A 19,759-nucleotide genomic window follows, 5' to 3' on the forward strand; every position below is an offset into this window, starting at 1 on the left:
AAGGCGAGACAAGGCGAAAACGGCTAAGAAAGCGGAATGTACACACGGTACATGAGCATTTCGAAGGCGTTTTCAACGCCGTATCGCCAACGCGCAGCAGATCGTAAACAGGTTCTTCATTCCGGCACCGAGGACAGCGGCAGTTTCATCGTCTGTTTGATCGCGTTCAAGGCGATGGTGGATTTGACGCTGCGCACCAGGGACAGCCGCATCAGCCGGTTCATCACGAAGGTGGACAGCGAGGGCAGGTCCGGCACCACGATGCGCAGCAGATAGTCCGCCTCGCCGGCGGCGGCGTAGCATTCCAGCACCTCCGGCAGCTCGTTGATGGCCTGGGCGAATTCCTGCAAGGCGCTTTCGCTGTGGCGCTCCAGGCTGACGTGGGCGAAAGCCATCACCGACAGTCCCACCTGTTCCGGCTTCAGCGCCACCTGATAGCCCTGGATCACGCCGACGTCCTCCATGCGCTGGATGCGGCGGCCGATCTGCGACGCGGACAAGGCCACTTGCTGCGCCAACTTCTGATGGGTGCTGCGGGCGTCGTGCTGCAGCGCGTCCAGAATCTGGTAATCGAAGCGGTCCAATTCAATTTTGCGCATGATGAGCATTCGGATGGGTTTATATGCGGCAAGTGTGCAAAAAAAATCGCTGACAGGCAAATTTTGCGGTCTTCCCGCATGGCTACGGGCCTAAACTAGAGTTACCCACCTAAATATCCGGACCCACCGCCATGAACGACCGAGCCGATTTCGTCGTGCCCGACATCACCACCCGCAAGAATGTCGGACTCAGCCACGACAGCGCGGACTTCACCCTGCCGCAGCCGCTGGAACGCTACACCGCCGCCGACCACGCCACCTGGGCCACGCTGTACCGCCGCCAGAGCGAGATGCTGCCGGGCCGCGCCTGCGACGAGTTCCTGGAAGGCCTGGAGCGCCTGGGCGTGGACGCGGACCGGGTGCCGGACTTCGCTAAGCTGAACGAACAGCTGATGGCCGCCACCGACTGGAAAATCGTGGCGGTGCCGGGCCTGATTCCGGACGACGTGTTCTTCGAACACCTGGCCAACCGCCGCTTCCCGGTCACCTGGTGGCTGCGCGAGCCGCATCAGCTGGACTATCTGCAAGAGCCGGACGTGTTCCATGATCTGTTCGGCCACGTGCCGCTGCTGATCAATCCGGTGTTCGCCGACTACCTGGAGGCTTACGGCAAGGGCGGCATGAAGGCCAAGGCGCTGGGCGCCTTGCCGATGCTGGCGCGTCTGTACTGGTACACGGTGGAGTTCGGCCTGATCGACACTCCGAAGGGCATGCGCATCTACGGCGCCGGCATCGTGTCCAGCAAGGGCGAGTCGGTGTACTGCCTGGACAGCGCCAGCCCCAACCGCGTCGGTTTCGATCTGGAGCGCATCATGCGCACCCGCTACCGCATCGACACCTTCCAGAAAACCTATTTCGTCATCGACAGCTTCCAGCAGCTGTTCGACGCCACCGCGCCGGACTTCGCGCCCATCTACGCGCGGCTGGCGGCGGCGCCGACGCTGGGCGCCGGCGACGTGGCCCCGGACGACAAGGTGTTCAATGTCGGCGACCGCAGCGGCTGGGGCGATTCCGAGGATGTGTGAGGCCTGGGCGCGGTAGCGCCTGGATGCAGCAAGTGGACCCGCCGCGGCGGGTCTTTTTATTTGTTCCGATTAAAACAAAAATGTGAGCGTTTGCTAGATTGATAAGCATTCTCATTTTTGTTAGAGTCCGTTTACGATCTCGCGAGCAAGAGCGAGACAAGGCGAAAACGGCTGAGAAAGCGGAATGTACACACGGTACATGAGCATTTCGAAGCCGTACTCACCGTGTGATGCTCCACGCAGCGCAGCAGATCGTAAACAGGTTCTTAGATTGAGACTCCGATTCTGATCGCTCACCCAACAGGGGACACACCTTGAAAACGCACCTGATGCTTGCCGCCGTCCTGGCGGGTTTCGCCGGCCACGCCATGGCGGAAGACGTAGTGGTTTACAGCGCGCGCGCCGAGCAACTGCTCAAGCCCATCATCGAGGTTTACAAGAAGGAAACCGGCGTCAACATCAAGCTGGTGTCGGACAAGGAAGGTCCGCTGATGGAGCGCCTGCGCGCCGAGGGCAGCAACAGCCCGGCCGATCTGCTGCTGACCGTGGACGCCGGCAATCTGTGGCAGGCGGCCAAGATGGGCCTGTTCAAGCCGGTGAAGTCGCCGTTGCTGGACGCCAACATCCCGTCCTATCTGCGCGACCCGGGCAATGAGTGGTACGGCCTGTCCATCCGCGCGCGCACCATTTTCTACAACACCCAGAAAGTGAAGCCGGGCCAGCTGTCCAGCTACGCCGACCTGGCCGATCCCAAGTGGAAGGGCAAGCTGTGTCTGCGCACCTCTAAGAAGGTCTACAACCAGTCGCTGGTGGCGATGATGTTGTCCGATCTGGGCCCGGTGAAGACCGAGAAAGTGGTCAAGGGCTGGGTGGATAATCTGGCCACCCGCGAATTCCCGGACGACACCAAGATGCTGGAGGCCATCGCCGCCGGCCAGTGCGAGGTGGGCATCGCCAACACCTATTACTACGGCCGGCTGATGGAAAAATCGCCGAACCTGCCGGTGGGCATTTTCTGGGCGGATCAGGCGGGCAAGGGCACCCATGTGAACATTTCCGGCGCCGGCGTGGTCAAGCACGCCAAGAACGAGAAGGGCGCGCTGAAGTTCCTGGAATGGCTGTCCAGCGCCAAGGCGCAGAATATGTTCGCCGACGTGAACATGGAATTCCCGGTCAACCCCAAGGTCAAGCCTGACGCGCGCGTGGCCGCCTGGGGCGATTTCAAGCACAGCTACATCAATGTGGCCAACGCCGGTTCGCGCCAGGCGGAGGCGGTGAAGCTGATGGACCGCGTCGGTTACAAATAAACCGCGACGGGCCGGCGACGGCCCGCATTTTTTTACAGCCTGTCGGGCACCAAAGCCCCGGCAGGCTGTCTTTGCTTGTTTCCCCGCGTTTTTGACATGGTTTCTCCGCCGATGATCCGTTCTCTGTCGCCCTGGCGCGGCCTGGCCTTTGGCGTCAGCCTGCTGACCGTCGCGCCCTTGCTGGTGATTTTGTGGTCGCTGCTGGCGCCGGACTGGGAGGTGTGGCGGCATCTGTACGATTACACGCTGCCGGAGCTGCTGCTCAACACCGCGTATCTGACGCTGGGCGTCGGCGCCGGCGTGCTGCTGCTGGGCGTGCCGCTGGCCTGGCTGACCGCGGTGCACGACTTTCCCGGCCGCCGCTTCTTCCACTGGGCGCTGATGCTGCCGCTGGCGATGCCGGCCTATGTGCTGGCGTTTTCGCAACTGGGCCTGTTCGACTTCACCGGGCCGGTGCAGACCTGGCTGCGCGAGCGCTTCGGCGATTCGTCCTGGGTGCCCAATATCCGCTCCACGCCGGGCGTGATCCTGGTGATGTCGCTGGCCTTCTATCCCTATGTCTATCTGCTGGCGCGCAACGCCTTCGCCACCATGGGCCGGCGCGCGCTGGAAGTGGGGCAGTCGCTGGGCCTGTCGCGCTGGCAGGGCTTCCGCCGCGTGGCCTTGCCGATGGCGCGGCCGTGGATCGCCGGCGGCCTGATGCTGGCGCTGATGGAGACGCTGGCGGATTTCGGCACCGTGGCCATTTTCAATTTCGACGCCTTCACCTCGGCCATCTACAAGGCCTGGTTCAGCCTGTTCTCCTTGCCGGCGGCCAAACAGCTGGCGTCCTTGCTGGTGTTGATGGTGCTGCTGCTGCTGTGGCTGGAGCAGCGCTCGCGCGGCCGCCGCGCCTATACCCAGGCCGGCAAGGCGGCGCCGCAGCCGCGCTTGCAGCTGGGCGGAGCGGCCGGCTGGCTGGCCGCCGCCGCCTGCTCGCTGGTGCTGATCCTGGCCTTCGCGCTGCCCTTCGGCCAGCTGCTGGTCTGGGCCGGCGCGCACCTGGCCGAGGACCTGGACGCGGATTTCCTCGGCCATGTGGCCAACTCGCTGCTGCTGGCCTCGCTGGCCGCCGTGCTGGTGGCCTTGACCGCCTTGCTGCTCAGCTACGCGACGCGGCGCGACCCGACGCGCTGGACCCGGCTGTGGAGCCGGCTGGCGACGCTGGGCTACGCGGTGCCGGGCACGGTGCTGGCGGTGGGGGTGTTCGTGCCGGTGGCCTGGTTCGACAATCTGTTGCTGGACTGGCTGCGGCCCTGGCTGGCGCCGGACGCCAGCGCGGTGATCAAGGGCACTTTGCTGGTGCTGATGCTGGCCTATGTGGCGCGCTTCCTGGCGGTGGGCCACTCCGCGGTGGACGCGGCCATGCACCGCATCAGCCGCAGCCAGGAGGAGGCGGCGCGCAATATGGGCTATAGCGGCCTGCGGCTGCTGGCGCGGCTGCATCTGCCGCTGCTGCGCGGCGGCTTGTTCACCGCGGCGCTGATGGTGTTCGTCGACGTGATGAAGGAAATGCCGATCACGCTGATGACCCGGCCATACGGTTGGGACACGCTGGCGGTGAGGATTTTCAATTTGACCACCGAGGGCGAATGGGAGCGCGCGGCCTTGCCGGCGGTGGCCATCGTGCTGGCCGGCCTGCTGCCGGTATGGGTGTTGTCGCGGCAGAAGGATGCGGCCTGAGATGAAGCGGATGGATATGCAAGCTTTGCTGGAGTTCGACCTGGTCAGCCAGAAGTACGGCGAGACCCGCGTGGTCGACAATATGAGTTTCGAGTTGCAGGCGGGCGAGATCGCCTGCCTGTTGGGCAGCTCCGGCTGCGGCAAGACCACGGTGTTGCGCTGCATCGCCGGTTTCGAGAGTCTGCTGGGCGGCGAGATCCGGCTCAACGGCCAGGTGATCAGCTCCATTCGCGAGCAGACGCCGGCGCACCAGCGCCGCATCGGCATGGTGTTCCAGGACTACGCGCTGTTTCCGCACCTGACCGTGGCCGGCAACGTCGGCTTCGGCCTGGACGCCCTGCCCAAGGGCCAGCGCGCGGCGCGGGTGGCCGAGATGCTGGAGGTGGTGGGGCTGGCGGAGTGGGCGCGGCGTTATCCGCACGAGTTGTCCGGCGGCCAGCAGCAGCGGGTGGCGCTGGCGCGCGCGCTGGCGCCCAAGCCCAGCCTGTTGTTGCTGGACGAGCCGTTTTCCAATCTGGACGTGGATTTGCGCGAGCGCCTGTCGCGCGAGGTGCGCGAGATCCTGAAAAGCCAGGGCGCCACCGCCATCATGGTGACCCACGATCAGCACGAGGCCTTCGCTATCGCCGACCGCGTCGGGGTGATGCAGCAGGGCCGGCTATTGCAGTGGGACACGCCGTACCGGCTTTATCACGAGCCGGCCACTCGCTATATCGCCGACTTCATCGGCCAGGGCGTGTTCCTGGCCGGCAAGGTGACCGGGCCGCGCTGCGTGGCGCTGGAGATAGGCGAATTCTGCGGCATCGTGCCCCTGCAGTTCGAGACCGGGGACGAGGTGGACGTGCTGGTGCGGCCCGACGATGTGCAGCACGACGACGCCAGCCCGACGCGGGCGCTGGTCTGCGCCAAGGTGTTCCGCGGCGCGGAGTTCCATTACACGCTGGCGCTGCCGTCCGGCCAGCGGGTGCTGGCCCAGGTGCCCAGCCATCACGACCACGCGGTGGGCGAGGCGATAGGCATCCGGCTGGAGCTGGATCATTTGATCGCCTTTCCGCGTCAGGGCTAAGAACCTGTTTACGATCTTTTGTCTGTGCTTTGAAACATGGTTTTGCGCACAGGAAGCTGCGTATCCGACGCGCCCTGGGTCCCTTCAGGCCTGCCGTCGGGTGGCAGGTCCGAGGTCTTAAGCGGCTGCCTGTTCGAGCAGCGCGACGGTAGCGCGCCATCACTGAGCGAATCAAAGATTCGCACGTAGAGAGTTCAGCCGCGCCTCGGACCTGACGGGAACCGGCGGGAAGCCGTAGGCCTGGCTTGCAGGGTGGCCTTTAGGGGTGGAGGGGATATTTGGCCAAGCAAATATTCCCTCCCTGCTCGCCGGGCAGCCCCGGCAATGAAAATCATTATCCGCGCAGCGGATTCCATGGCTTGGAGCCATCACTCGGAAAGATGGTGAACACGCTCTTAGCGTTCCAGTATCGCCTTGCGGTGGCGGCGGAACACCCATTTTTCCCACAGCTGGCGGGTGGCGTCGTCGAAGGCGCAGCCGATGTCGGCGCAGATCAGGTAATTGCCGTTTTCGCCCGGCGTCACCGTGGTGATGCGGGCGGCGAGGAAGAGCAGCAGCGCGGAATCGGGATTGGGGCACAAGGCTACCAGCACCGGTTCGCTGCCGTGGTTGGCGTGGTCCGAAATCCAGGCGATGCAGTCCAGGCCCAGCCGGCACGGCGTCAGCGGCGGGCGCTCCGGATGGCGCGACAGCAGCGATACTTCCAGCGCCAGGTCCAGCTTGGCCTCCAGCCTGACCAGCATCGGGTCGGCTTCGGCCAGGGTTTCGGTAGGCGCGGCCAGCACCCGCAGCGCCAGCCGGGTTTCGCGCTCCTGGCGCGCCGGACAGATCCCGCCCGGCAGGGGCTGGACCGAGAACGGCAGTTCGGCGTCGAAGCTGGCGCTGCCCAGTTCGGGAAATAAGCTCATCGGTCGGCTCCCGCGGCGTGGCCGTTCAGTGATACAGGTTCAGGATGCGGTCCAGGCCGCCGTGGTTGACGGCGATGTCGGCCTGGGCGCGCACCACCGGCTTGGCGTGCACGGCGACGCCGACGCCGGCCTCGGCCAGCATCTGCAAATCGTTGGCGCCGTCGCCCATCGCCAGCACTTGTTCCGGCTTCAGTCCCAGCGCCTCGCGTTGCTGGATCAGCAAGCGCTTCTTGGCGGCGGCGTCGACGATGGGGCCGCGCACCCGGCCGGTCAAGGCGCCGTTTTCGATCTCCAGCTGATTGGCGTAGGCGAAGTCCAGGCCCAGCTCGGCTTTCAGCCTTTCGGTGAAGAAAGTGAAGCCGCCGGACACCAGCATGAACTTGACGCCGTGGCGCTTGCAGGCGGCCAGCAGCGCCTCGGCGCCCGGCATCAGCCTGACTCTCTCACGATAGACCTGTTCCAGCGCGCTTTCCGGCAAGCCGCGCAGCAGCGCCACCCGCTCGGCCAGCGAGGCGGCGAAATCCAGCTCGCCGCGCATCGAGCGCTCGGTGATGGCCGCCACCTGCGGCTTGAGGCCGTTCATGTCGGCGATTTCGTCTATGCACTCGATGGTGATCAGCGTGGAGTCCATGTCCGACACCAGCAGGCCGAAATCGGCGAAGCCGCGGCCGGCTTCGACATAGGCGCCGTCGTAGCCCCATTGCTCGCACAGCGCCAGCGCCGCGGTCCGTTGCGTCGGCGCCGCGCCGCGCAGCCGCGCCACGCTGGGGCTGGGATGGTCCATATGGGTGGCCTCGACGAGGTGGGCCAGTTCATGCAGATGGTGCGGGTCCAGCGCGTCGGCTTGGATCACCAGGGTGTAGGCGAGGCTCATGGCGTGGCGGGTCAATGCGTGTCGGAACCGGCATTATGCCACGCCGCGTCGGCGGCCGGCTCAGTCCCTTGCCGCGCAGCGCCGGGCCCAGCGCCGCAGCAGCGCGTCCACGGACAGCAGGCCGGGGCCGAAGGCGAGCACCACGGCGATCAGCATGCCCCAGTAGTAGTGGAATTCGCGGGTGGCCTCGGTCAGGCCGGGGTAGCTGATCACCGCCACCGCGTTGAGGATGAACAGGCCGGCGGCGGCGAAGCGCCCGCCCAGGCCCAGCGCCAGCAGCGCGGACAGGCCCAGTTCGCCGGCGGCGGCCAGGGCCGCGGCGACGGCGGGCGGCAGCAGCGGCACGTGGTATTCCTCGGTGAACAGCAGGAGGGTGGTGTCCCAGTCGTCTATCTTGGTCAGGCCGGACTTGAAGAACACATTGGCGATCCACAGCCGGAACAGCAGCAAGAGCAGCGGCTGCAGCAGGTCGCCGCCGCGGATCAGCCAGCGGTAGGGCGCGGTGAAGCGAAAGCAGGTCAAGGGGTTCATGGTGGGTGTCTCCTGTGTGTTGAGTATGGTTCAGCGGCGACGGATGGCAAATCGAGGGCGTACGGGTCCCCGCCGGGCGCGCGCCAGGCATGGAACTTGAGGGTCAGGGTCTAATAAGGGCTTAGAACGTGTTTACGATCTCGCGAGCTAAGGCGAGACAAGGCGAAAACGGCTGAGAAAGCGGAATGTACACACGGTACATGAGCATTTCGAAGGCGTTTTCAACGCCGTATCGCCGACGCGCAGCAGATCGTAAGCACGTTCTTAAAGCTCGATGTTCTGGATCAGCTTCTGCTGGAACAATCGCAGCAGGCCGGCCTGCAGGTCGAAGCCCGCTTCGGCGGCCAGCGCCTGTTCCACCGCGGCTTCCAGCGTCGCGCCGTCGCCGAAGGCCCGCAGCAGCGCGGCCAGGCCGGCGCCGACGATGTCGACCTCAACCCGGCCCTGGAGGCGGCGGACCAGCATCGCTTCCGGCTGCCGGTGCAGGTCCACGTTCAGCTCCACCGGCTGGCGCTGGTGGGCCAGCCAGATCGACGCCGCCGGCCAGGGGCTGAGCAGGGCGGCGACATCGGGCAGCGGCCGCAGCCTGAGTTCGCCCCAGCGCGCTTGCGGGAAGGCGGCCAGCGCGGCGCTGTCGGCGGGCGCGGCGTCGGCGGCGTAGTAGGCGCGGTGGACCCGCCATTCCAGCCGCACGACGTCGGCCAGATAGGGCAGTTCGCGCGCGTGTTCGAAGCCGGCGACGAAGTCGCCGAAGCCGGCGCCGTACAGGTGCAGATTGCCGCTTTGCGACGGATGGCCGCCGATGAAGACGCGGGCCAGGCCGGTGAAGAAGTCTTCGCCCACCAGTTGGCGGCAGACCGGATAGATGAAGGCCAGGGTGTCGATCAAGCCCACCCGGTAGTTGTTGCGGTAGACCGCGAGTCCGGCCGGGTCCAGCGCCACCGCCGCGCGCGCCGGGTCGGCGATCTGCTCCAGCAGCTCCGCCTGCCAATCAGACCAGTTCATGCGCGGCCTCCAGAATGGCCTGGGCCTTGGCGGCCTCGCCGCGCAGGGTGGCCAGCGGCGGAATCTCCAGGTCCCATTCGATCAGCGTGGGGCGCGGCCCCAGCCGGGCGATGGCCTCGCGGTACAGCTGCCAGACGCCGTCGTGCACCGGCTGGCTGTGGGTGTCCACCAGCATGCCTTCGCGTTCGCTATAGCCGGCCAGGTGGATTTCGCCTATCGCCGCCGCCGGCAGCGCGTCCAGCACCGCGTCGGTGTCCACGCCCAGATTGACGCGGTTGACGTAGAGATTGTTGATGTCCAGCAGGATGCCGCAGCCGGTGCGGCGCGCCAGTTCGGCCAGGAACTCGCCCTCGTGCATCTCGTTGCCGGGAAACTCCAGATAGCTGGACAGGTTTTCCAGCAAGATGGGGCGGCCCAGCGCGTCCTGGGTCTCCGCGACGTGGCCGGCGATCACCGCCAGCGATTCGCGGGTGTAGGGGATGGGCAGCAGATCGTTGACGAAACGGCGCTCGGAATGGTTGAAGGACAGGTGCTCCGACACCGCCGCCGGCTGCACCGCGTCCACCAGCCGCTTGAGCGAGGCCAGATGGGCCGGGTCCGGGCGCGCGGCCGAGCCCAGGCCCAGGCCGACGCCGTGCAGGGACAGCGGCCAACAGGCGGCCACTTCCTGCAGCATGCTCCAGGGCATGCCGCCGTCGAAGAAGTTCTCGCTGTGCACTTCCACCCAGCCCAGGTCCGGGCGGCTGTCCAGCGCTTCGCGGTAATGCGGGGCGCGCAGGCCGATGCCGCAGACCGCGGGAAGCTTGGTTTCCATCGTCATTCACCTCGGGTCGCCCGGCCGGGCTGCCCGGCGGTGCGATTAGGATTGTTTGGGCGGCGGCGCGGTGCGGCCGCCCAGTTTCTCGCAAGTGCCCTTGGGCACGTAGTGCCACTCGTTGGGATCGTTGTCCACCTTGGCCTCGCCGGCGCAGTAATGGGCGCCGTCGGCGGACGCGCAGTCGTTCTTGCCGGCCGGGGTGGCGCCATAGCATTTTTCCTTGGGCTGCGGCGCGTCTTCGGCCTGGGCCGAGGCGGCCACGCCCAGCGCGATGGCGGCGCCGACGGCGGTGGCAAGCAGTTTGCGGGTGGCGTTCATATCAGTCTCCTGTGGGATGTGCGACCGCCCTCGGACGGGCGGTTCGGCGAACCCCGCTGAGACTACATGGATTTGAAATTCGTTCTTTCAGATTTCGTTCAGACTTCAGCCGGAGCGCGACGGCGACGGCCGCGCTCCGGCCGGGTCCGGCTTACTTCTTGGGCGCGGTGCTGCCGCCCATTTTCTCGCAGCTGCCCTTGGCCACGTATTTCCAGTCGCCCGGGTCCTTGTCCATCTTGGCCTGGCCGGCGCAGGAATGGGCGCCGGTGGCGGACGCGCAGTCGTTCTTGCCGGCCTGGGCGATGCCGTAGCACTTCTCTTTGTCGGCGGCGGCCGCCGGAGCGGAGGCCAGCGCGCCGAGGGCTACGACGGCGCCGAGGGCGGAGGCGATCAGGGTTTTGCTGGTGCTCATGGTGTTTCTCCTGTTTAACGGCCGGTGGCCGAATCATGATGAGGGGGATTATAAACGAGCCAGTCTGCCGGACTTCCGCATTGCGAAAGTTTGCCGGGCCGGACATCCATTGAGTCGCGGCGGTTTCCGGCTTCTTACACTGTAGCCGCGATTTTTTTGATTGCGGCGCCGGATGTGCTCGACAGTCCTTGCTGCCCATGAGTCGGCGGCAAGGCGGCCTCATTACGGCGAGATGCGATTTTTTTTGGGGAGGGAAGAAGGGGGAGCGAGGGGGCGGATAAGGATTGGGCCCCGCGGGGCCCGGCAAGTTCAGCGGATATTGGTAACTTTATGTGTCTGCACCGATAGCCGCCAGCGCGGATGCGCCATGCAGTAGGCGATGGCGGCGCGGGTGTTGGCGGCAAGGTCCGGGCCGTCCATCGGTTGCAGATAGAAGGTGTCGAAGTCCAGCTGCTCGACGGTTTCCGGCAGCTGCGTCGCCTGCGGATAGACCAGCTTCAGCTCGTCGCCGCTGCGCAGCAGCAGCTCCGCTCCGGCCTTGGGGCTGACGCAGATCCAGTCCAGCCCCGGCGGCGCGGCCATGGTGCCGTTGGTTTCCACCGCCACTTCGAAACCGAGCCGGTGCAGCGCGGCGATCAACTCGGCGTCCAGCTGCAGCAGCGGCTCGCCGCCGGTGCACACCACATAGGGCGTGCCGCCGGCGCCGGCCGGCCATTCGGCGGCGATGCGCTCGGCCAGCGCCGCCGCGCTCTTGAATTTGCCGCCGTCCGGGCCGACGCCGACGAAGTCGGTGTCGCAGAACTGGCAGACCGCCTTGGCGCGGTCCTCCTCGCGGCCGGACCACAGATTGCAGCCGGCGAAGCGGCAGAACACCGCGGCGCGGCCGGCCTGGCGGCCCTCGCCCTGCAGCGTGTAGAAGATTTCCTTGACCGTGTAAGTCGTCACAGCGCGTTCTCTAAATGTAATGAAGGGACAGGCTTAGAACGTGTTTACGATCTCGCGAGCTAAGGCGAGACAAGGCGAAAACTAGCGAAAAAGCGGAATGTACAAGTGGTACATGAGCATTTCGAAGCCGGTTTCAACGCCGTATCGCCGACGCGCAGCAGATCGTAAACAGGTTCTTACAGCAGGGGCCAGCGCATATCGTCGCGGAACATCAGCGACACGCCGCGCTGTTCCTGCTCCATCAGATCGATGCGCGCCAGTTCCGGCACCAGCGGGGACAGGTGGGCGTGCACCCATTCCGCCACCGAGGCGCTGTCGCCGCCGCGCACGCCGCTGAGCTGGTCCAGCGGATTGTGGTCCAGTTGGCGGTAGATGGGCTTGAAGCGGTCCTTGACGTCGCCGAAGTCCAGCAGCCAGCCCATGGTCTGATCCAGTTCGCCGCTGAGCATCAGCCGCACCAGATAGCTGTGGCCGGTGTAGCCGCCCTGATCGTCGAAGGGCCGGGCGCTTTCGAAGCGCTGCTCCTTCCAGATGCGGAAGCGCCGGCCGTCGAACTGGCTGCCGGCGCTATGGGTTTCGCGCACTTCCACCCAGGCCAGGCCCGGCAGCGCGTCGGCCAGCTTCTGGTGCAGCCACTGCGCCAGCACTTCGCTGGTGGGGTTGTCCAGGCCGGCGATGTCGTTGAGGTAGCGGTGGTTGAGCGCGAGGAACAGCGGCCGCCAGGCGGCTTCCAGCTCAGGGTGGCCGCTGAGCCTGGCGTCGGCGGCCAGGCGCACGCCGAAACCGTGGCCGTGCAGACGGCCGCATTTGTGGCCAGCCGGCACATGGGGCAGTTGATGGGCGGCTTCGAACTGCACCTGTATCCAGTTGAGGGCGAGCTCGCCGTCCAGGGTCACGCCGCGCTGCGGCGAGCTTTGCAGGCTCAGCGCCGCCGGGCAGGGCAGGGCGGCGGCGAGATGGGCGGCCAGCGCCAGGTCGTCGCATTGGGCCAGTTGCCGGCTCAGGTCGGCGTAGTCCAGCGGCGCGACGGCGGCGTCCAGCGCTGTTTGCAGCCGCTCGTGGCCGGGATATTGGGCGTCGGCGCGGGCGATGACGCGGAAGCTGTGGCCGTGGGGGCGGGCGGTGAGATCGGACGCGCCGCTCACCTGCCGGGCGGCTTCGAAGCGGGCGCCGGCGATCAGGTTGGAGCTGTGCATCTCAGTCCTCCCGGCGGGTTTGGCAGCGGACGATCAGCGGGTCGGGCACGCCGGCTTCGGCGAAACCCTTGGCGCGCAACTCGCAGGACGCGCAATGGCCGCAAGGCGGCACCTGTCCGTTATAACAGGTGTGGCTCCAGGATAATGCGTCCATGGCGCCAACTTGTTGTGCCAAAGCCACGGTTTCCGCCTTGGACAAATACATCAGCGGCGCGTGCAGCTCCACCCGGCTGTCCATGCCCAGCCGCAGCGCCACTTCCAGCGCCTTGAGGGTGTTTTCGCGGCAATCGGGGTAGCCGGAATAGTCGGTCTGGGCGACGCCGGCGACCAGGTGGCGCGCGCCGCGGGTGTAGGCCAGCGCGGCGGCGAAGGTCAGGAAGATCAGGTTGCGTCCCGGCACGAAGGTGTTGGGCAGCGCGTCGTCGTCGCGGGCGCCGTCTTCCGGCGCGATGTCGGCGTCGGTCAGCGCGTTGCCGCCGATGGCGGCGAAGGTGTCGATGGGCAGCACCGTCTGGCGCACGCCCGCCAGTTGGGCGATCTTGCGCGCGCAGTCCAGCTCCACGCGGTGGCGCTGGCCGTAGTCGAAGGTCACCGCCTCGACATTGCCGCGGCCGAAGGTTTGCAAGGCCCAATACAGGCAGGTGGTGGAGTCCTGGCCGCCGGAAAGGACGACCAGAGCCTTTTCAGGAGTCTGATTCATTGTGTTCGCCATTCGATAAACAGTCGAAGGTTGTGGATGCGGAGCCGGGCGCGGCGCGGGCCTGCCGGCATGTCGCCTGCCTGGATCGGTCTCACCAAGCAGGGCAACCCGACACTTTAACCTAGAACAGGCTGTTTGATGAAGCGTGCCAAAAAACAGACAGCCGCCGATTTCGTGTCGGCAAGGGCGCTTTTCTTGATTGAAATCATGTCTTCGTCATGTAATTAATGACTTTCGCATTCGAAATATGTTTGCGATCCATTTTAATAAACACGTGATGACAAAGGGGTTGGAAGGGCTGGGACAGCCTTGCCGGGCCACAAGCGCGGCGGGACTGGCCGGTGTTTCCACCAGGAGAAGATCAATGAAAAAATTGTTGCCGATTCCGTTGTTCGTGATGGCTTTGGGGGGCGGTTTCGCCCAGGCGCATGATCTGCAAGTGAGCGTGGCCAAGCAGCAGGCCGCGGTGGCGGCGGATCAGGACGTCGAGGTGGTGCTGAATTACCGCAATACCGGCAAGGAGACGCTGCACATCTACAAGTGGTATGTGCCGGGTCAGGATTTGCAGGAACAGATTTTCGAGGTCAGCCGCGACGGCAAGCCGGTCAGCTATCTGGGGCCGCGCTACAAGCGCGCGGTGCCCACCATCAAGGACACCGTGGCGCTGGCGCCGGGGGCTTCGCTGAGCGTCAAGGTCAAGGTGTCCGACTACTACGATATGTCGAAGAGCGGCCGTTTCGACGTGCGCTTCCAGGCGGCCAGCTCCCGCGTGCTGAACCGCGCCGCGCCGCAGCTGAACGCCAAGATCGCCTCCGGCGCGGACGCCGCCGTCGCCGCCGACGAGGTGCTGAGCTCCAACACCGCCAGCGTGTCGGTGGCCGGCCGCAGCAGCAAGCTGTTGAAGCAGTCTTTGGACGCGCAGCGCGAATGGTCCATCCTCAGCCGCAAGGCCGCCGCCTCCAGCGTCACTTACGCGGCCAATTGCTCGGTGACCCAGCAAAGCCAGACCAACGGCGGCGTCAGCGCGGCCATCAATATGACCAACGATTCGGTCAGCTATCTGTCCGGCTCGCCGTCCGGCACTCCGCGCTACACCACTTGGTTCGGCAAGTACGCGCTGGCCAACTGGAACACCGCCAAATCCCACTACGTCAGCATCAAGGACGCGTTGGACACCAAGCCGATCAGCATCGATTGCGGTTGCACCCAGGCCGGCACCTACGCCTACGTCTACCCGGCGCAGCCGTACAAGATCTATCTGTGCGGCGCTTTCTGGAACGCGCCGACCAGCGGCACCGACTCCAAGGGCGGCACCCTGGTGCATGAGCTGTCCCACTTCACCGTGGTGGCGGGCACCGACGACCACGTTTATGGTCAGGCCGGCGCCAAGAACCTGGCGAAAACCAATCCCGCCCAGGCTTTGAACAACGCCGACAACCACGAATACTTCGCCGAGAACACCCCGGCGCAGCAGTGAGCGCTTCCCCTCGCCATGAGAAACGGCCGCCGGAGGGCGGCCGTTTTCTCTTCGGCGGAAGCCGGGTTTAGCGGCGTTTCCATCCATTCCGCCGACGCGCGGCAGACCTTGAACGGGTTCTCAGGCCGGCACCAGCGCCAGCGTGCCCAGCACCACAATCACCAGGCCGACGATCACCGGCACCGAGGTGCGCTTGACGATCTCGAACGGCGACACCTGGCCCATGCCGGCGCAGGCCACCACCACGCCGGACACCGGCGACACGGTGCGGCCCAGGTTGGACGCCTGCAGCATGGGGATGGCGAGGAAGGCCGGGTTGATGCCGGCTTCGGCCGCCAGCTTGGGGATCAGCTCCACGAAGGCGTAGAAGGGCGCGTTGCCGGAACCGGTGGTCAGCGCCGCCAGCGTGGTGATCGCCACCAGCACCAGCATCAGCACCATGGCGCCGGAGCCGAAGGACTGCGCCAGGCCGATCAGCTGGTTGATGAAGCCCAGCGCGGACAGGCCGTGGGCGAACACGCCGGCGGCCACGATCAGCATCACCACGCTGCTGAAGGCGTCGCCCATGCCCTTGTAGGCCACTTCCAGGCCGGCGAACACCGGCGCGGCGCGGCGATGGCGCAGGAATTCCACCACCGCGGCCAGCGCGATGCACAGGATCAGTACGGTGACGATGTGCAGTTCCGGCGCCAGCTTGCCGTTGAACACCAGCACGCCGGCGATCGGGGTGAAGGGCAGCAGGCAGTACAAGGCCGGCGCGTCGGTGACGATCTCGTGCACGTCCTGGCGCGTCAGCGGCAGGTTTTCCTTGCGGTCCAGGTAGCGCTGCCAGAAGAAGTGGGCGCAGCCGATGCCGGCGATGGCCAGCAGCGAGATGGGCAGCGTGGTCTTGAAGGCGAAGTCGATCAGCGGCATGCCCGAGGCCTGGGCGGCGATCACCACGTCGCCGGAGGTGGGCGACAGGATCAGCGCCGCCGGCGACGCGCAGATGGCCGCCGCCGCGCCGCGGCTGATGCCCATATTCACCATCAGCGGGAACAGCGTGGCCATCAGCAGCACGCCCAGGCCGGTGGCGGAGGACACCGCCAGCGACAGCAGACAGGCGACGAAATAAGCCGCCACCATCAGCACATACGGCGATTTGATGCGGCTGAGCGGCTTGGAGGCCAGTTTGACCACCATGTCGTTGGCGCCGATGTGGGTCATGTAGCCGGCGAAGCCGCACAGCGCCATCACCATCAGGCCCAGGTCCGCGGCGCGGCTGCTGAGCAGCGATTTGACGAACTCGGCGATGTCGGTGGCCGCGTGGCCGGTGGCGGCCACGTTCTTGGGCAGCACCGGCAAGCCTTGCAAGGCGGTGGCGATCAGCAGGGCCAGCCCGCCCAGCATCAGCACGCCGGTGGCGGAGTAGCCTTTGAAGATAGCCCGGCCCACCAGCAGCGTGATTATCGTGCCTATCAGTAATTCCATATCCAGCTCAATGTAAATAATGAAATTATAATTTACTAAAAAATACGAATGAGCATATTTTTAGATGAATCAAAATTGATATGGGGCAAGAACGCGGCGCGCGGCCGCGTTTGGAAAGTGGGGGGAAGGGCGCAGCGGGGAAGCCGCGCCGTCTCGCGGGCAAGAGCGCGAGCGTTTGGCTAGGCCGGCGGCTGGCCGAAGTTGATCAGCGCCACCGTCACCTGTTCCTTGGCCGAGACCAGCTCGTGGTAGGCGAGGTGCAGCATGTTCAGGCTTTCCAGCACCTGGTGGGTTTCATTGAAGCCGCAGTCCAGGCTTTGCCGCGCGACGGCCAGGAAGATGAACAGCTGCTGCATCGGCGATTGCTTGGGGTGTTGCTGGCGGTAGAGGGCGAACAGCTGGTAGAAGTCGCGCACGATCCGTTCCGCCGCGTAGCCGGGATTGTGTTCCAGGCCCAGGCCGGTCAGCGGGTCCTTGCCCATCAGCGGCAGGTCCAGCGCGCAGCTGAGCGGGTCCATCACCGCGTGGTGGAACAGGTCCAGGAATTGCTTGTCGGCGGAAAAGCGGCTGTCGGCGGCGGGTTGGACGGCGGCGGCGGCGGGCTCGCGCTGGCGGTCTTGTTTGCCGCCGCGCTCCTGATGCGAGAGCTGGTGTCCGGCGGCGCGGCCGGCCTGGGTCAGGGTAACGGGCAGGATGGGCATGACGGTCTCCTTGCGAGCGTGCCGCCGGTCTGGCTGGCGGCGTTCGGCCGGAAACGCGGTCTGTATCGGTTTCGCTTCCCCGGCCATGCCCTATTTTCGGCACGGCCGGCGGAAACTTTATTTTTAATTTATCGTTTTATGAAGTTTAAACAAAATTTGATGCAAGGGCCGATAGCCGTCAACTGGCGGCGGTGGCGGCGTCGCTCTGCTGCTGGGGCTTCATGCTGGCGACGAAATCGTCGAAGCCCTTGTTGACCAGATCTCGGGTCTTCTTGATTTCGTCGGCGATATTGCCGTTGAACACCTTGAGGCCGTTGAGGATGTCCACGGCCTCGGCATAGCCTTTTTCGAAGCCGCCGCGCACGATGTCGACGAAATTCTTGGCCTGATCTTCCTGGCTCAGCTCCGGATGCTGCTTGGCGTAGGTGCTGAAGAAGCTGAGCGCGCCGGACAGGATGCGCTGGGAGGTGCCTTCCGGTGAATTGTCCTCGCTCAACTTCTGCTGCAGGATATTGGGCGTTTGCTGCGCGCCCTGGGCGCCTTGCGCGTCGTCGGCGGCGCCGCCGCCGCTGGCGTTCAGCTGGTCGGACAGGATCTGATTGATGCTGTCGATCGCGGTGCGGTAGAGCAGGGACAGCGATTTGCCGTCGGTGTTGGTGGAGACGTCCAGATTGGCCACCAGCTGCGCGTTCAATTGATTGCGCGCGGTGACGGTGCTGCTGCCGGTTTGCGCGGCGGCGCCGCTCTGGCCGCTTTGTTTCAGCGGAAGGTCGGCGCCGACCTGGCTATTCACGGGATTGACGGACATGTTGCGCTCCTAAGCGATAAAGGGCGTGTAGGCACGGAAGCCATGCATGCTTGTGGTTGGTCGCGCCTATGGGCGCAACAATGCGGAGGGATGCCAGTCCCTCAGTATGGCCATATTTTCGGCGCGCTCGGCGGAAACTTGAGGCTTGATTCCGCGCTGGCGCGAAATGAGCGAGGAGATTGGGGTGGCGGTGACGACAAAGCATTATCAGGGGGGATGCCTGTGCGGCTGGATCCGGTTTCGGGCGGCCGCGCCGGCGGACAATCCGCATGCCTGTTCCTGCAAGAACTGCCAGCGGCACACCGGGGCGTTGAGCGCGGTCTGGCTGGAGTTCCCGCGCGATCGCGTCGAGTGGACCGGGCCGGGGGGCGCGCCCGCCGTGTATCGTTCGTCGGCGTATTCCAGCCGGGCTTTCTGCGCGCGTTGCGGCAGCTCCGTCGGCGCGATTGACGACGCGCCGACGATAGCCTTGCTGCTGGGCGGGCTGGACGATTGCCGCCCGGCCGAGCTGGCGCCGGCCGCCCATGCTTTCGCGGACGGCAAGCCGGCGTGGTGGCGGGAGCAAGTGGATGAGGCCGGCGACGGGCAAGACTAACCCGCGCCGGCCCGACGGCGGGCTTAGCGGTGCTGTTTCCGAGCGCGCAGGAAGTTCACCGCCAGGTCCGGGAAGTCGCTGAAGGCGCCGTCCACCTGGGCGCGGTTGTACACCGCGTCCAGCAGCTGGTCCATATTCTTGGCGTAGGCCGGCAGCGCGTCCTTGCGTAGGGTGTAGGGGTGGATCGCCAGGCCGCTGGCGTGCGCGGCGCGGCTCATGCCGGTGAGCTTGATCTTGCCCGGCGTCGAGGTTTTGTCTATCAGCATCGGGTACTGCGGGCCGATGCCGTCGGCGTACTTGGCGATCTCCTTCATGCCTTCCGGACGGAACATCCAGTCATAGCTGTAGTTCACCCATTGGCCGGCGGCGTTCTGCTCGAAGGTTTCCTGCCAGTCGGTGTAGGCGATCAGCTGCACCAGCTTGAGGTCCATGCCGGCCTTGGGCATCAGCTCGGTCTTGATGCGCTTCAGTTCGTTGAAGTCGAAGCATTGCAGATAGACCTTGTCGTTCTTGCCGGTGTAGCCGTAGCGCTTGAGCACTTCCAGCGCCTTCACCGTGATGTCCTTGCCTTCCTGACGGTGGAACCACGGCGCCTTGATTTCCGGGTAGATGCCGATGTCGCGGCCGGTGGAGTGGTTCAGGCCCTGGATGAATTCGATTTCCTCTTCGAAGGTGTGGATGCGGAAATCGGATTTGCCCATCGGGAAGCGGCCGGGGTAGCTCTGACGCTTGACGCCCTTGTCGATGTCGAAGCCTTCGGTGAAGCGCAGCGATTTGATCTCGGCCAGGGTGAAGTCGATCGCGTAATAGCGGCCGTCCTTGCGCGCGCGCTCGGGAAAGCGTTCGGCCACGTCGGTGACGCGGTCCAGGTAATGGTCGTGCAGCACGATCAGCCTGTCGTCCTTGCTCATCACCAGGTCCTGCTCCAGGTAGTCCGCGCCCTGAGCGTAGGCCAGCGCCTTGGACGGCAGCGTGTGTTCCGGCAGATAACCGCTGGCGCCGCGGTGGGCGATGACGATTTTGTCGGCGGCCTGGGCGGACGCGGCCAGGCCGATGGCCAGCGCGACGGCGGCGAGCAGGGGTTTGCAAGCGAATGACATGGGTTCTCCTTTTATATGAGTTCGCAACGGGCGTTGGCGTGACGCCATGATCGAATGCGCGGATGTCGGGGTGATGAAAGCCGGCCAGTTCATCGGCATCGCCATGGTTTTGTTTTGGCTGAAAGGAGTAGGACGATAGGGTATCGCCGCGCCGGCGGCAAGCCCCCCGGCGCGGTAGTTTTG

The 19,759-nt window shown here is 65.4% G+C and carries 21 protein-coding genes and 1 pseudogene; 6 read left to right on the forward strand and 16 right to left on the reverse strand.

Annotated elements, in window-relative coordinates; genetic code table 11:
- Nucleotides 1-116: 116 nt before the first annotated feature.
- Entirely contained in the window at nucleotides 117-599 is a 483-nt protein-coding gene (locus VK98_RS19980) for an Lrp/AsnC family transcriptional regulator (protein ID WP_231589332.1), read from the reverse strand.
- A 131-nt stretch (nucleotides 600-730) separates the two neighbouring features.
- Here VK98_RS19980 and phhA point away from each other — a divergent pair, with 131 nt between their 5' ends.
- The 4 genes from phhA (at nucleotide 731) to VK98_RS20000 (ending at nucleotide 5,719) form a co-directional block, all read left to right on the forward strand.
- A complete protein-coding gene (phhA, locus tag VK98_RS19985) occupies nucleotides 731-1,624 on the forward strand; it encodes a phenylalanine 4-monooxygenase (protein WP_082159148.1) in 894 nt (297 codons plus the stop codon).
- 314 nt (nucleotides 1,625-1,938) lie between these two features.
- Entirely contained in the window at nucleotides 1,939-2,931 is a 993-nt protein-coding gene (locus tag VK98_RS19990; RefSeq protein WP_048415721.1) for an extracellular solute-binding protein, read from the forward strand.
- Nucleotides 2,932-3,042: 111 nt separating this feature from the next.
- Nucleotides 3,043-4,653: an iron ABC transporter permease gene (locus VK98_RS19995; RefSeq protein ID WP_048415722.1), complete on the forward strand. Its 1,611-nt coding sequence runs from the start codon at nucleotides 3,043-3,045 to the stop codon at nucleotides 4,651-4,653.
- A gap of 1 nt (nucleotide 4,654) precedes the next feature.
- Complete coding sequence (locus tag VK98_RS20000; protein WP_231589333.1) at nucleotides 4,655-5,719, forward strand: ABC transporter ATP-binding protein; 1,065 nt, start codon at nucleotides 4,655-4,657, stop codon at nucleotides 5,717-5,719.
- 395 nt (nucleotides 5,720-6,114) lie between these two features.
- Here the strand turns inward: VK98_RS20000 and VK98_RS20005 are convergent, their stop codons facing one another.
- From VK98_RS20005 to queC, 11 genes and pseudogenes are all read right to left on the reverse strand, one after another.
- A complete protein-coding gene (locus tag VK98_RS20005) occupies nucleotides 6,115-6,627 on the reverse strand; it encodes a hypothetical protein (protein WP_048415723.1) in 513 nt (170 codons plus the stop codon).
- A gap of 25 nt (nucleotides 6,628-6,652) precedes the next feature.
- Nucleotides 6,653-7,501, reverse strand: coding sequence for a phosphoserine phosphatase SerB (serB, locus tag VK98_RS20010; RefSeq protein WP_048415771.1), 849 nt, complete (start codon nucleotides 7,499-7,501; stop codon nucleotides 6,653-6,655).
- Between the two features lie 60 nt (nucleotides 7,502-7,561).
- A complete protein-coding gene (locus VK98_RS20015; RefSeq protein WP_048415724.1) occupies nucleotides 7,562-8,032 on the reverse strand; it encodes a DoxX family membrane protein in 471 nt (156 codons plus the stop codon).
- 264 nt (nucleotides 8,033-8,296) lie between these two features.
- Nucleotides 8,297-9,037, reverse strand: coding sequence for a DNA-binding domain-containing protein (locus tag VK98_RS20020; protein WP_053077500.1), 741 nt, complete (start codon nucleotides 9,035-9,037; stop codon nucleotides 8,297-8,299).
- Nucleotides 9,024-9,851: a DUF692 domain-containing protein gene (locus VK98_RS20025; RefSeq protein ID WP_231589334.1), complete on the reverse strand. Its 828-nt coding sequence runs from the start codon at nucleotides 9,849-9,851 to the stop codon at nucleotides 9,024-9,026. The genes VK98_RS20020 and VK98_RS20025 overlap by 14 nt, the downstream gene beginning before the upstream one ends.
- A gap of 45 nt (nucleotides 9,852-9,896) precedes the next feature.
- Nucleotides 9,897-10,172, reverse strand: a complete 276-nt coding sequence (locus VK98_RS20030) for a DUF2282 domain-containing protein (protein WP_048415726.1) — start codon at nucleotides 10,170-10,172, stop codon at nucleotides 9,897-9,899.
- Between the two features lie 151 nt (nucleotides 10,173-10,323).
- The gene (locus VK98_RS20035; protein ID WP_043590359.1) at nucleotides 10,324-10,584 is read right to left on the reverse strand and encodes a DUF2282 domain-containing protein; all 261 of its coding nucleotides are present in this window, start codon (nucleotides 10,582-10,584) and stop codon (nucleotides 10,324-10,326) included.
- Between the two features lie 309 nt (nucleotides 10,585-10,893).
- A complete protein-coding gene (gene queE, locus VK98_RS20040) occupies nucleotides 10,894-11,529 on the reverse strand; it encodes a 7-carboxy-7-deazaguanine synthase (protein ID WP_048415727.1) in 636 nt (211 codons plus the stop codon).
- A gap of 176 nt (nucleotides 11,530-11,705) precedes the next feature.
- Complete coding sequence (locus VK98_RS24465) at nucleotides 11,706-12,062, reverse strand: 6-pyruvoyl tetrahydropterin synthase family protein (RefSeq protein ID WP_369700249.1); 357 nt, start codon at nucleotides 12,060-12,062, stop codon at nucleotides 11,706-11,708.
- Between the two features lie 12 nt (nucleotides 12,063-12,074).
- A pseudogene (locus VK98_RS24470) lies at nucleotides 12,075-12,392 on the reverse strand (6-pyruvoyl tetrahydropterin synthase family protein); the annotation flags it as partial.
- A gap of 334 nt (nucleotides 12,393-12,726) precedes the next feature.
- Nucleotides 12,727-13,425, reverse strand: coding sequence for a 7-cyano-7-deazaguanine synthase QueC (gene queC, locus VK98_RS20050; protein ID WP_048415729.1), 699 nt, complete (start codon nucleotides 13,423-13,425; stop codon nucleotides 12,727-12,729).
- A gap of 364 nt (nucleotides 13,426-13,789) precedes the next feature.
- Between queC and VK98_RS20055 the strand changes: the two genes are divergently transcribed.
- A complete protein-coding gene (locus VK98_RS20055) occupies nucleotides 13,790-14,902 on the forward strand; it encodes a M35 family metallo-endopeptidase (RefSeq protein ID WP_197083113.1) in 1,113 nt (370 codons plus the stop codon).
- Nucleotides 14,903-15,022: 120 nt separating this feature from the next.
- Here the strand turns inward: VK98_RS20055 and dcuC are convergent, their stop codons facing one another.
- From dcuC to VK98_RS20070, 3 genes are all read right to left on the reverse strand, one after another.
- Nucleotides 15,023-16,372: an anaerobic C4-dicarboxylate transporter DcuC gene (gene dcuC, locus VK98_RS20060; RefSeq protein ID WP_048415730.1), complete on the reverse strand. Its 1,350-nt coding sequence runs from the start codon at nucleotides 16,370-16,372 to the stop codon at nucleotides 15,023-15,025.
- A gap of 179 nt (nucleotides 16,373-16,551) precedes the next feature.
- Nucleotides 16,552-17,073 (reverse strand): DUF5610 domain-containing protein, encoded by a 522-nt coding sequence (locus tag VK98_RS20065; protein WP_048415731.1) that lies wholly within the window; start codon nucleotides 17,071-17,073, stop codon nucleotides 16,552-16,554.
- Nucleotides 17,074-17,251: 178 nt separating this feature from the next.
- Nucleotides 17,252-17,881, reverse strand: a complete 630-nt coding sequence (locus VK98_RS20070; RefSeq protein ID WP_053077501.1) for a DUF5610 domain-containing protein — start codon at nucleotides 17,879-17,881, stop codon at nucleotides 17,252-17,254.
- A 166-nt stretch (nucleotides 17,882-18,047) separates the two neighbouring features.
- Between VK98_RS20070 and VK98_RS20075 the strand changes: the two genes are divergently transcribed.
- A complete protein-coding gene (locus tag VK98_RS20075; RefSeq protein ID WP_197083114.1) occupies nucleotides 18,048-18,476 on the forward strand; it encodes a GFA family protein in 429 nt (142 codons plus the stop codon).
- Between the two features lie 23 nt (nucleotides 18,477-18,499).
- Here VK98_RS20075 and glpQ read toward each other — a convergent pair whose 3' ends face one another.
- Nucleotides 18,500-19,576, reverse strand: coding sequence for a glycerophosphodiester phosphodiesterase (gene glpQ / locus VK98_RS20080; RefSeq protein ID WP_048415732.1), 1,077 nt, complete (start codon nucleotides 19,574-19,576; stop codon nucleotides 18,500-18,502).
- Nucleotides 19,577-19,759 lie beyond the last annotated feature (183 nt).

The sequence above is a fragment of the Chromobacterium sp. LK11 genome (assembly GCF_001043705.1).
Lineage (GTDB): Bacteria > Pseudomonadota > Gammaproteobacteria > Burkholderiales > Chromobacteriaceae > Chromobacterium > Chromobacterium alkanivorans.